The sequence below is a fragment of the Citrobacter sp. HN-141 genome (assembly GCF_033341895.1).
GTDB lineage: Bacteria > Pseudomonadota > Gammaproteobacteria > Enterobacterales > Enterobacteriaceae > Citrobacter.
Genome location: NZ_JAWPBF010000010.1, coordinates 184188 through 196269 on the forward strand (window position 1 = coordinate 184188; position 12082 = coordinate 196269).

General features: G+C 50.8%; 12 protein-coding genes, 1 tRNA gene and 2 pseudogenes. 12 read left to right on the forward strand and 3 right to left on the reverse strand.

Annotated features, from left to right (window positions below):
• Window positions 1-48 precede the first annotated feature (48 nt).
• Both sdhE and RYZ59_RS14355 read left to right on the forward strand, forming a co-directional pair.
• On the forward strand, window positions 49-315 hold the full coding sequence (sdhE, locus tag RYZ59_RS14350) for an FAD assembly factor SdhE (RefSeq protein ID WP_005123351.1): 267 nt from the start codon (window positions 49-51) through the stop codon (window positions 313-315).
• The gene (locus RYZ59_RS14355) at window positions 296-703 is read left to right on the forward strand and encodes a protein YgfX (RefSeq protein ID WP_137382657.1); all 408 of its coding nucleotides are present in this window, start codon (window positions 296-298) and stop codon (window positions 701-703) included. Before sdhE ends, RYZ59_RS14355 begins: the two co-directional genes overlap by 20 nt.
• A gap of 91 nt (window positions 704-794) precedes the next feature.
• Here RYZ59_RS14355 and fldB read toward each other — a convergent pair whose 3' ends face one another.
• Window positions 795-1316, reverse strand: coding sequence for a flavodoxin FldB (gene fldB / locus RYZ59_RS14360; RefSeq protein ID WP_048213164.1), 522 nt, complete (start codon window positions 1314-1316; stop codon window positions 795-797).
• A gap of 113 nt (window positions 1317-1429) precedes the next feature.
• Here fldB and xerD point away from each other — a divergent pair, with 113 nt between their 5' ends.
• The 5 genes from xerD to lysS all read left to right on the forward strand — a co-directional run bounded on the left by xerD (window position 1430) and on the right by lysS (window position 7518).
• Complete coding sequence (xerD, locus tag RYZ59_RS14365; RefSeq protein WP_318048563.1) at window positions 1430-2326, forward strand: site-specific tyrosine recombinase XerD; 897 nt, start codon at window positions 1430-1432, stop codon at window positions 2324-2326.
• A gap of 23 nt (window positions 2327-2349) precedes the next feature.
• Window positions 2350-3063: a bifunctional protein-disulfide isomerase/oxidoreductase DsbC gene (gene dsbC / locus RYZ59_RS14370; RefSeq protein ID WP_318048562.1), complete on the forward strand. Its 714-nt coding sequence runs from the start codon at window positions 2350-2352 to the stop codon at window positions 3061-3063.
• A 5-nt stretch (window positions 3064-3068) separates the two neighbouring features.
• Window positions 3069-4802 carry a single-stranded-DNA-specific exonuclease RecJ gene (gene recJ, locus RYZ59_RS14375; protein ID WP_318048560.1) on the forward strand — a complete coding sequence of 578 codons (1734 nt, stop codon included), beginning with the start codon at window positions 3069-3071 and terminating at the stop codon, window positions 4800-4802.
• A 90-nt stretch (window positions 4803-4892) separates the two neighbouring features.
• Window positions 4893-5991 (forward strand): peptide chain release factor 2 gene (gene prfB, locus RYZ59_RS14380; protein ID WP_096878465.1). Its coding sequence is split into 2 segments (ribosomal slippage): window positions 4893-4967 and window positions 4969-5991, totalling 1098 coding nucleotides; the frame shifts between segments, so codons are not numbered across the junction.
• Between the two features lie 9 nt (window positions 5992-6000).
• Window positions 6001-7518 (forward strand): lysine--tRNA ligase, encoded by a 1518-nt coding sequence (gene lysS / locus RYZ59_RS14385; protein ID WP_318048556.1) that lies wholly within the window; start codon window positions 6001-6003, stop codon window positions 7516-7518.
• A 95-nt stretch (window positions 7519-7613) separates the two neighbouring features.
• Here lysS and idi read toward each other — a convergent pair whose 3' ends face one another.
• Both idi and RYZ59_RS14395 read right to left on the reverse strand, forming a co-directional pair.
• Window positions 7614-8162 (reverse strand): isopentenyl-diphosphate Delta-isomerase, encoded by a 549-nt coding sequence (gene idi, locus RYZ59_RS14390; RefSeq protein WP_202037828.1) that lies wholly within the window; start codon window positions 8160-8162, stop codon window positions 7614-7616.
• Window positions 8163-8215: 53 nt separating this feature from the next.
• A pseudogene (locus RYZ59_RS14395) lies at window positions 8216-8344 on the reverse strand (DUF554 family protein); the annotation flags it as partial.
• A 9-nt stretch (window positions 8345-8353) separates the two neighbouring features.
• Here RYZ59_RS14395 and RYZ59_RS14400 point away from each other — a divergent pair.
• From RYZ59_RS14400 to RYZ59_RS14420, 5 genes and pseudogenes are all read left to right on the forward strand, one after another.
• Window positions 8354-8562 (forward strand): annotated as a pseudogene (locus tag RYZ59_RS14400) (LysR family transcriptional regulator); the annotation flags it as partial.
• A gap of 98 nt (window positions 8563-8660) precedes the next feature.
• Window positions 8661-9383: an amidase activator ActS gene (gene actS / locus RYZ59_RS14405; RefSeq protein ID WP_202037829.1), complete on the forward strand. Its 723-nt coding sequence runs from the start codon at window positions 8661-8663 to the stop codon at window positions 9381-9383.
• A gap of 80 nt (window positions 9384-9463) precedes the next feature.
• Window positions 9464-9537: transfer RNA gene (locus RYZ59_RS14410), tRNA-Gly, on the forward strand.
• 164 nt (window positions 9538-9701) lie between these two features.
• Entirely contained in the window at window positions 9702-10928 is a 1227-nt protein-coding gene (locus RYZ59_RS14415) for a tyrosine-type recombinase/integrase (protein ID WP_250671738.1), read from the forward strand.
• 192 nt (window positions 10929-11120) lie between these two features.
• Complete coding sequence (locus RYZ59_RS14420; protein WP_318048549.1) at window positions 11121-12056, forward strand: hypothetical protein; 936 nt, start codon at window positions 11121-11123, stop codon at window positions 12054-12056.
• Window positions 12057-12082: the final 26 nt, after the last annotated feature.

The window sequence follows — 12082 nt, forward strand, 5'->3', positions numbered from 1 at the left end:
ACGTTACAATAGCCGGATACTTCGTTTTCGCGAGACAGGGAAAAGAACATGGATATTAACAACAAAGCACGTATTCATTGGGCATGCCGCCGCGGTATGCGGGAACTGGACATCTCTATCATGCCGTTTTTCGAACATGAGTATGACAACTTAAGTGACGAAGAAAAACGCATCTTTATCCGTCTGCTGGAATGCGATGATCCAGACTTATTTAACTGGTTGATGAATCATGGGAAACCGGCTGATGAGCAGCTGGAGCAGATGGTGCGACTCATCCAGACACGGAATCGGGAACGTGGTCCAGTGGCAATCTGATTTACGCGTTTCATGGCGCGCACAGTGGCTCTCTCTGCTCATTCATGGGCTGGTTGCGGTATTCATTTTATTGATGCCCTGGCCATTGAGCTACACCCCATTATGGCTGGTGCTGCTCTCTCTGGTGGTGTTTGATAGCGTACGCAGTCAGCGTCGCATTAACGCTTGTCAGGGAGAGATTAGACTGTTAATGGACGGTCGCCTGCGCTGGCAGGGGCAGGAGTGGTCTATCGTTTGTGCACCCTGGATGATTAAAACGGGCATGATGCTGCGTTTGCGTTCAGATGCGGGAAAACGTCAGCATTTGTGGCTGGCAGCGGACAGCATGGATGACGCTGAGTGGCGGGATTTGCGGCGGTTAATGCTGCAACAGGCGAAGCAGGGTTAACGCCGGCGAATGACTGATGGCGAGCAGCTACGGTTTAGTGCGCTATGTAGGCCGGAGAAGGCATTCACGCCGTCATCCGGCAACACGGTTATCAGGACCAGTGTTCGGCCATTTCACCGAGAATTTGCTCACACCAGGCCTGAATACGTTCATCGCTGAGGTCGTATTGGTTAGTTTCATCCAGAGCTAAACCGACAAACAGCTGCCCATCGGCAATCACGGGTTTATCGCTGGTGAATTCATAACCTTCGGTGGGCCAGTAACCGACAAATTTTACGCCTTTGGTGACCAGTTTATCATGCAGCATACCCAGTGCATCAAGGAACCACTCACCGTACCCCAGTTGATCGCCCATGCCGTAAAGCGCGACAATCTTGCCTTCCAGGTTGAGGTTGTCCAGTTGATCCCAGACCGCTTCCCAGTCTTCCTGAATTTCACCGAAATCCCAGGTTGGAATACCCAAAATGAGCACGTCATACTGCTCCATTAGGGCCGGGGAATCATCCTTGAGATTGTGCAGTGTCACCAGTTCGGGACCCAGGATATCGCGGATTTTTTCTGCTGCCATTTCGGTGTAGCACGTGCTGGAACCGTAAAAAAGACCCATGTTCATGACGTAAACATCTCAATTCTGTTGTAGCGTTGCGGCTAGTGTAACAGAATCGCCGCAATCTCGGCACAATGAGGCATAATGCATCAAAAATGAGAGTGAATTAAGGGGCGCGAGTGGAACAAGATCTGGTACGCATCGAGCAATTTCTTGATGCCCTGTGGCTGGAGCGAAATCTGGCGGAGAACACGTTAAGTGCGTATCGTCGCGATCTGACAATGCTTGTTGAATGGTTGCACCATCGTGGCGTTTCACTGGCGACGGCGCAGAGCGATGATTTGCAGGCATTGCTGGCTGAGCGGATGGATGGCGGATATAAAGCCACCAGTTCAGCACGTTTGCTCAGTGCGACGCGACGTTTTTTTCAGCATCTGTATCGCGAAAAATATCGCGAAGATGACCCCAGCGCCTCGCTTGCATCACCTAAACTTCCGCAGCGCCTGCCTAAAGATCTCAGCGAAGCGCAGGTTGAGCGGCTGCTACAAGCGCCGCTTATTGAGCAACCGCTGGAACTACGCGACAAAGCCATGCTGGAAGTGCTGTATGCAACGGGCCTGCGCGTGTCTGAACTGGTAGGGCTGACGATGAGTGACGTCAGCCTGCGTCAGGGCGTGGTACGGGTGATTGGTAAAGGTAACAAAGAGCGCCTTGTTCCGTTGGGTGAGGAGGCAGTGTACTGGCTGGAGACATACCTGGAGCATGGGCGTCCATGGTTGCTCAACGGCGTATCGATTGACGTACTGTTTCCCAGCCAGCGTGCGCAGCAGATGACCCGTCAGACTTTCTGGCATCGTATTAAACACTATGCTGTGTTAGCAGGGATCGACAGCGAGAAACTGTCACCGCACGTATTGCGGCACGCTTTTGCCACGCATTTGCTCAATCACGGCGCTGACCTGCGCGTGGTGCAGATGCTGCTGGGGCATAGCGATCTCTCGACTACGCAGATTTATACACATGTCGCAACGGAGCGCTTGCGTCAACTACATCAACAGCATCACCCACGAGCGTGAGTGCTGACAGTAAAGGATAGGTTATGAAGAAACGTTTTATGATGTTCACCCTGCTGGCTACTGCGTTTTCAGGCATGGTGCATGCAGACGATGCGGCTATTCGCCAGTCATTAGCGAAGCTGGGTGTGCAGAGCACCGAAATTCAACCTGCTCCGGTTGCGGGCATGAAAACCGTACTGACCAATAGCGGTGTGCTGTACGTGACTGAAGACGGCAAGCATATTATTCAGGGGCCGATGTATGACGTAAGTGGCGCAAGCCCGGTGAATGTCACTAACCAACTGCTGATGAAACATCTGAATGCGCTGGAAAAAGAGATGATCGTCTACAAAGCGCCGCAAGAAAAACACGTCATCACCATTTTCACCGACATCACCTGTGGTTACTGTCACAAGCTGCATGAAGAGATGAAAGACTACAACGCGCTGGGCATCACCGTCCGTTATCTGGCCTTCCCTCGCCAGGGGCTGGAAAGCCAGGCCGAGCAGGACATGAAGTCAATCTGGTGTGCAAAAGATAAAAACAAAGCCTTTGACGATGCGATGGCGGGTAAGGGCGTGAAAGCGGCGACCTGTGATGTAGATATTGCGAATCATTACGCACTGGGCGTGCAGTTTGGCGTGAGTGGCACACCGGCGATTGTCCTGAGCAACGGCTATGTTGTTCCGGGCTATCAGGGGCCGAAAGAGATGAAAGAATTTCTCGACGCACACGAAAAACAGACCAGCGGTAAATAATTCGCGTGAAACAACAGATACAACTCCGTCGGCGTGAGGCCGACGAGACAGCCGAACTGCCTGCGGATTTGCCTCCCTTGTTGCGTCGTTTGTACGCCAGTCGTGGCGTGCGTAGTGCGCAGGAGCTTGAGCGTAGCGTGAAAGGGATGTTGCCGTGGCAGCATTTGAACGGCGTCGAAAAAGCGGTTGAGATCCTCTATAACGCCTTTCGCGAAGGAACCCGCATCATTGTGGTGGGGGATTTCGATGCCGATGGTGCGACCAGCACGGCGCTGAGCATCCTGGCGATGCGTGCGTTGGGCTGTAGTAATGTTGACTACCTGGTGCCCAACCGTTTTGAAGACGGATATGGCTTAAGCCCGGAAGTCGTGGATCAGGCGCATGCCCGTGGCGCTCAGTTGATCGTTACTGTGGACAACGGCATCTCTTCTCATGCGGGTGTTGAGCATGCCAGAGCGCTGAAGATTCCGGTGGTGGTGACCGATCACCACCTACCAGGCGATACGCTGCCGGGCGCGGAAGCAATCATCAATCCTAACCTGCACGACTGTGAATTTCCGTCGAAATCGCTGGCAGGCGTGGGGGTAGCCTTCTACCTGATGTTGGCGCTGCGCACCTTCCTGCGCGACAAAGGCTGGTTTGATGAACGCGGAATTGCACCGCCGAACCTGGCCGATTTGCTCGATCTGGTTGCTTTGGGCACGGTAGCAGACGTGGTGCCGCTGGATGCCAATAACCGTATCCTGACGTGGCAAGGCTTAAGCCGTATCCGTGCTGGAAAGTGCCGCCCTGGCATTAAGGCGCTACTGGAGATTTCCAATCGTGACCCGCTTAAACTGGCCGCCAGTGATTTAGGTTTTGCCCTCGGGCCACGCTTGAATGCGGCAGGTCGTCTGGATGATATGTCCGTCGGCGTAGCGCTGTTGCTGTGCGACAACATTGGCGAAGCGCGCGTGTTGGCCAATGAGCTGGACGCACTCAACCAGACGCGCAAAGAGATTGAACAGGGGATGCAGGCAGAAGCCCTAACTCTGTGTGAAAAGCTGGAGCGCAGTAGTGATACTCTCCCGGGTGGCCTGGCGATGTATCATCCCGAATGGCACCAGGGGGTGGTCGGCATTCTGGCATCGCGTATTAAAGAGCGTTTCCATCGTCCGGTAATCGCTTTTGCTCCTGCGGGTGATGGCACCTTAAAAGGTTCCGGACGTTCGATCCAGGGACTGCATATGCGTGATGTACTGGAACGTTTGAATACGCTTTATCCCGGCATGATCATTAAGTTTGGTGGACATGCGATGGCAGCAGGTCTGTCGCTGGAAGAAGCGCAGTTCGAGCATTTCCAGCAGCGTTTTGGCGAACTGGTAACGGAATGGCTTGACCCCGCTTTATTACAGGGTGAGGTAGTCTCTGATGGTCCGCTGAGTGTGGCAGAGATGACCATGGAGGTCGCGCAAATGCTGCGTGATGCCGGTCCGTGGGGACAAATGTTCCCGGAGCCGCTGTTTGATGGACATTTTCGCCTGCTCCAGCAACGTCTGGTTGGTGAGCGTCACCTGAAAGTGATGGTCGAGCCGGTTGGCGGCGGGCCGCTGCTGGACGGCATTGCGTTTAATGTCGATACTGCCTGCTGGCCGGATAACGGCGTACGTGAAGTTCAGCTTGCCTACAAACTGGATATTAATGAGTTTCGCGGCAACCGCTCATTGCAAATCATTATCGATAATATCTGGCCACTTTAGCGTCACTATATCTATAAAAAAGAGCGTGAATTGGTTACAATCCCGCTCTTATAACCGCATTTTGACTCGTTCAATAAAAGAAATCAGACCATGTTTGAAATTAATCCGGTAAATAACCGCATTCAGGACCTCACGGAACGCTCAGACGTTCTTAGGGGGTATCTTTGACTATGATGCAAAGAAAGAGCGTCTGGAAGAAGTAAACGCCGAGCTGGAACAGCCGGACGTCTGGAACGAACCCGAACGCGCACAGGCGCTGGGTAAAGAACGTTCTTCCCTTGAGGCCATTGTTGACACGCTCGACCAGATGAGCCAGGGCCTGGAAGATGTCTCCGGCCTGCTGGAACTGGCTGTAGAAGCCGACGACGAAGAAACCTTTAACGAAGCCGTAGCAGAACTCGATACGCTGGAAGATAAACTGGCGCAGCTGGAATTCCGTCGTATGTTCTCCGGTGAATATGACAGCGCAGATTGCTATCTTGATATTCAGGCTGGCTCCGGCGGTACCGAAGCGCAGGATTGGGCCAGCATGCTGATGCGTATGTATCTGCGTTGGGCTGAAGCTCGCGGCTTTAAGACGGAAATTATTGAAGAGTCTGAAGGTGAAGTGGCGGGTATTAAATCCGTGACCATCAGAATCGCTGGAGAATATGCTTACGGCTGGTTGCGCACGGAAACCGGTGTACATCGTTTGGTACGTAAGAGCCCGTTCGATTCCGGCGGCCGTCGCCATACGTCGTTTAGTTCTGCGTTTGTTTATCCGGAAGTTGACGATGATATCGATATCGATATCAACCCAGCGGATCTGCGTATCGACGTTTACCGCGCCTCGGGTGCGGGCGGTCAGCACGTTAACCGTACGGAATCTGCGGTACGTATCACTCACATCCCGACCGGGATTGTAACGCAGTGCCAGAACGACCGTTCCCAGCACAAGAACAAAGACCAGGCCATGAAGCAGATGAAAGCGAAGCTTTATGAACTGGAAATGCAGAAGAAGAATGCCGAGAAGCAGGCGATGGAAGATACCAAGTCCGACATCGGCTGGGGTAGCCAGATTCGTTCTTATGTCCTTGATGACTCCCGCATAAAAGATCTGCGTACCGGGGTTGAAACCCGCAACACGCAGGCCGTGCTGGATGGCAGCCTGGATCAATTTATCGAAGCAAGTTTGAAAGCAGGGTTATGAGGAACCAACATGTCTGAACAACACGCACAGGGCGCTGACGCGGTAGCCGACCTTAACAATGAACTGAAAACGCGTCGTGAGAAGCTGGCTAGCCTGCGCGAGCAGGGGATCCCGTTCCCGAACGATTTCCGTCGCGATCATACCTCAGACCAACTGCACGCTGACTTCGACGCGAAAGAAAACGAAGAGCTGGAAGCGCTGAACATTGAGGTATCCGTTGCTGGCCGCATGATGACCCGTCGTATTATGGGTAAAGCATCATTCGTTACGCTACAGGACGTTGGCGGCCGTATTCAGCTGTACGTTGCGCGCGACGATCTGCCGGAAGGCGTCTACAACGAGCAGTTCAAGAAATGGGATCTGGGCGATATCCTCGGCGCGAAAGGTAAGTTGTTCAAGACCAAGACCGGTGAGTTGTCTATCCACTGCACCGAACTGCGTCTGCTGACCAAAGCGCTGCGTCCGCTGCCGGACAAATTCCACGGTCTGCAGGATCAGGAAGCGCGCTATCGTCAACGTTACCTGGATCTCATCTCTAACGATGAATCCCGCAATACCTTTAAAGTGCGCTCACAGATTATGGCTGGCATCCGTCAGTTCATGGTTGCTCGTGGCTTTATGGAAGTAGAAACCCCGATGATGCAGGTGATCCCAGGCGGTGCGGCAGCGCGTCCGTTTATCACTCATCATAACGCGCTGGATCTGGACATGTACCTGCGTATCGCGCCGGAACTGTATCTCAAGCGTCTGGTGGTTGGCGGCTTCGAACGCGTATTCGAAATTAACCGTAACTTCCGTAACGAAGGCATCTCTGTTCGCCATAATCCAGAGTTCACCATGATGGAACTCTACATGGCTTATGCGGACTACAAAGATCTGATCGAACTGACCGAATCACTGTTCCGTACGCTGGCGCAGAACGTTCTGGGAACGACTGAAGTGCCTTACGGTGAAGAAGTCTTCGACTTCGGTAAGCCGTTCGAAAAACTGACCATGCGTGAAGCGATTCAGAAGTACCGTCCGGAAACCAACATGGCCGATCTGGATAACTTCGACTCTGCAAAAGCGATTGCTGAATCTATCGGCATCAAGGTTGAGAAGAGCTGGGGTCTGGGCCGCATCGTGACCGAGATCTTTGAAGAAGTGGCGGAAGCGCACCTGATTCAGCCGACCTTCATCACCGAGTATCCGGCAGAGGTTTCTCCGCTGGCGCGTCGTAATGATGAAAACCCGGAAATCACCGATCGCTTTGAATTCTTCATTGGTGGTCGCGAAATCGGTAACGGTTTCAGCGAGCTGAACGATGCAGAAGATCAGGCGCAGCGTTTCCAGGATCAGGTTAATGCTAAAGATGCAGGCGATGACGAAGCGATGTTCTACGACGAAGACTACGTCACCGCTCTGGAACACGGTCTGCCGCCGACTGCAGGTCTGGGTATTGGTATCGACCGTATGGTGATGCTGTTTACTAACAGCCACACCATCCGCGACGTGATCCTGTTCCCGGCAATGCGCCCGGTTAAGTAAGATGTGAACTGCCGGATGGTGGCTGATGCCTTATCCGGCCTACGCGGAGACGATTCGTAGGCCGGATAAAACGCGTTTGCGTTGCCATCCGGCAATCAATTACGGTTAGCAAACTCGCGCAATAATTCTCGTGCTTTATCATTCGATGCCTGCATTACCATCCACGGGCTGAAGGCCCACGGCGTGGCATCCAGAGCACGCAAGATATCCTCAAGTTCACTCCACTGCTCATCCATTACTTCATCCGCGTTTGACCGTATCGCACTGATAACTCGTGCGGCATATACCGGACAAACTTCATTTTCCACAATTCCACTGGGATCTGCGGCGCAATAGCGAAAATCAGCGTAGACGGGCGTGAGTGCGCGAATGTCAGCTCCCAACTCGAAGCGGGCGCGACGGATAATGGCATCTTCAGTTGTTTCCCCTGATTGTGGATGACCGCACACCGAGTTTGTCCAGACACCTGGCCAGGCTTTTTTGTGCAGTGAACGACGGGTAACTAACAGCTGGCCCTGGTCGTTAAAAATCCAACAGGAAAACGCGAGATGTAGAGGGGTATTGTGGGTGTGAGCGGCATACTTCTCGAGTATACCTGAAGGTATATCTTGCTCATCCAGCAAAACGACATGTTCCCCGGCCATGACAACTCCTGAAAAGAAAAAATAACCCGGCACAAACCCGCCGGGTCATGTACTCAGGCCACTAGGGTAGCCCATAAATGGGACAAAGGCATTACCAAAACAAGCCCTGGCAGCATGTTGGCGACCGAACGTAGTTTAATGTTGCAGATGCGCAATCCGGTCGCGACCATGAGCAATCCGCCATCATGTCGGGGGTGGTCCTCGACTGGCTGGAGTCCGGCCTGGAAGCCGCGATATTGCTACCCTCTTCAGAAGTCGGCGCGGATAAACTCAGCCAGTGCTATGTGGTGGATGTATTCTCCTCGCCACACATATTTTATCCGGTGCTGGTGAAATTATCGTCCATGCTTTTTTACCCGCGCTGATAGATATTATTGCGCAGGTATATCCGTTTAATACACCAGGTGGAGCCGAAGCGATTGGGGATCCTCCAGCTGGCTGGTATGATAATTGCCTCTGGTTTGGAGGTGAACGTTCGTGTTTAGTGCAGAATGTCTGATGAGTAAACGCTTTTATATCTTGATAATGTTGGTGGGCAGCCTGATCGTTGCAGGATGTTCCAGTTCATCTGATTCCGGCTCTACGTATACCGTGAAGCGTGGCGATACGCTGTACGCGATTTCGCGCTCTACCGGTACCAGCGTCAGGGATCTCGCCCGTCTCAACAACATATCTCCTCCCTATACCATCGAAGTAGGGCAAAGGCTGAAGCTTAGCGGTAGCACGAAAACCAGCCCGACTTCCGGCAAGACCACCACCAAATCGTCCACAAAAACAGCGGCAGTCAGACCGTCGTCCTCCGTACCGCAGTCATCGTGGCCGCCGGTGGGACAACGCTGCTGGCAGTGGCCAGCCAGCGGAAAAGTGATCCTGCCTTATTCAACGGCGGATGGCGGCAACAAGGGTATTGATATCTCAGCTGCGCGCGGCACGCCGGTTTATGCGGCGGGAGCAGGGAAGGTGGTTTATGTCGGCAACCAGCTGCGGGGCTATGGCAACCTCATCATGATTAAGCACAGTGAGGATTACATTACCGCTTATGCGCATAATGATACGCTACTGGTGAATAACGGGCAGAGCGTGAAGGCCGGGCAGAAAATTGCCACCATGGGTAGCACTGATGCGGCGTCTGTACGCTTGCACTTCCAGATTCGCTATCGCGCAACGGCGATTGATCCGCTGCGTTATTTACCGCCGCAGGGGAGTAAACCTAAGTGCTAAAAGGCTATTTTATCAGCAGTTAGCATCGTTTGGGCTTGTCAGAGGATGCGTAAGGTCTATAATGGCCCCCGCACCTCTTCGCGGGCGTAGTTCAATGGTAGAACGAGAGCTTCCCAAGCTCTATACGAGGGTTCGATTCCCTTCGCCCGCTCCAAACTCAAGTCTCCTGAAGTCTACCAAACTCAATTTTCCCTTGATAAATCAGCAGTTATAGCATTCAATTAGTCTATTGAACTCAATTGTACTCCCCCAGGGTCAAGCTCAATGTGGGGGTATGGATGGGGGTATAATTGTACCCCCTGCTGAGAGGTACCCCCAATGAAGCTGACAGCTCGTCAGGTTGAAACTGCAAAACCTAAAGATAAGCCCTACAAACTCGCTGATGGTGGTGGTCTTTACCTGCTGGTTAATCCCAACGGTAAAAGATACTGGCGTCTCAAATACCGTTCGCTAGGTAAAGAGAAGCTGCTCGCTATTGGCGTTTACCCCGATGTTTCTTTAGCTGAAGCCAGAAATAAGCGTGAGGATGCAAAAAGGACATTAGCGGCTGGCAACGATCCTTCTCTTGAACGGAAAATTGAGAAACTTAGTCGTCAACAAGATGCAGAAAACTCTTTTGAGGCTATCACGCGGGAGTGGTATCAGCGTCGCTATGACCGCTGGTCTGTCTCCTACCGCGAAGAAATGTTGAGAACCTTTGAAAAGGATGTGTTCCCTTATATCGGTCGCCGGCCAATCAAAGATATCAAGCCGATGGAGTTGCTTGCTGTTCTTTCAAAAATAGAAGCACGAGGAGCAACTGAGAAGGTCCGTAAGGTTCGCCAGCGTTGTGGAGAAGTCTGGAAGTATGCCGTTGTGACTGGCAGGGCCGAGTACAATCCAGCACCTGATCTAGCCAGCGCCGTGATTCCTCATGAGAAAGAGCACTATGCTTTTTTAACCCAAGATGAATTGCCAGAGTTTCTTCGGACTCTGAACACCTATGTCGGTAGTGTACTTGTTAAGATTGCGATGCAATTACTTATTTTGACTGGAGTAAGACCTGGGGAGTTGAGGCAAGCGGAGTGGCAGGAATTTGATTTTGAGAAAAAGGTGTGGAATGTACCAGCGGAACGCATGAAAATGCGCCGCCCTCATCTGGTTCCGTTATCAAGCCAGGCAATTGACCTACTTAATCAGCTTAAACCCATAACGGGAGCAGGAGCGTTGCTGTTCCCAGGACGTAATAATCCTAAGAAACCGATGAGTGATATGGCATTGACTGTGTTGGTCAGGCGTATCGGCTATGCAGGACGCGTTACAGGGCACGGATTCCGCCACACGATGAGTACCATTTTGCATGAGCAGGGATTTAATTCGGCCTGGATCGAGCTACAGCTGGCTCATGTCGACAAGAACTCAATTCGTGGAACGTATAACCATGCTCAATATTTGGAAGGTCGGCGGGAGATGATGCAGTGGTATGGTGATTTCATCGGTCAAGCAGGAAAATCCGGATCACCGCTAGCTTATGCAGCTATTAGCTTTACTGCTGAATTAGAGTGAGAAGGGGCAAGTTGAGCCTCTTCTCAGCGAAGAGGCTCAACGTGAACCTATTTTTTGAGTTAATACTTTTTGCAAATTTTTTTTGTGCCGTTGGATGTAAAGATCTGCGGGGGTTAGGGATGAAAATCATGCTATGTTAGTCTTTGAGGAGTGAGTCAAAATGTTATAACTTTTTCAAAGAGGCGTTACATCGTGAAAGTCGTTTTTAATGTTAATGGTAAAAAAGTTCCGTTCAAATCTCTGCAATATATAAGTAAAGCAAATCAACTCGAAGTTATGCGGAATTGGTTTTTTGAGAATTTTGAAGATCCCGCGAACTCTTGCCCGTATGAATCCCGTGAAGGCGGGTATGCTTACATTTATGGGGGCCCATACGAAGCAAGTGAAGAGTTGCAAGCGATGTTTGAAGGATACGTGAAATTTGATTATATCCAAGAATTAGTCAATGAATTACAAGAACAGTGCTATGAATGGTCTGGTAATTCAAATAACATTAATGATTGGTACGATGAAGACTTGTATGATGCTGTTACATCTTCTGAACATCCTTTTTCTAAGTTCGTTGAAAGCATTGATGGAATAAAATTGCTGTCTAAAGGCGAATTTAAAGACAAACAAAAAGATCATCTGCTTAGTATCCTATATATTAATGTCATTACAGCCCTGGAAACACTTTATGTTGAGCTATTTATTAACTCTATAGATAAAAACGACTCATATCTTGCTGACTTTATAGGAAAAGGCAAGACGGAATTTAAGGTAAATAAAGAAATATTGGCTTTGCCATTCAAAGGTGAAACTATTGAAAACATGAGGGCAGAATTAATTAAGGTAATTAAAGAGCATTTGATTAGTGCAAGTTGGCATAGCACAAACAAAGTTGTAGGACGTTATAAAGCTACATTTGATATAAAAGTACATAAAGAGTGGCCAATAGATGCGATCGAAATAGCAACTCAAAAGCGTAATCATTTAGTCCATCGTGGCGGAAAAGATAAAGAAGGTAATTCTGTAGTGATTACTGAAAAAGATTTAGAAATGTTGCTGGATCATGCACAATCTCTTGGGGAAAAATTGTTTGATAGCCTTGAGGTGGCATTACAGAAAAAAGATGAGAGTGAATTTTGAGTCTCGGGGTAGGTTGATAGTGCTAC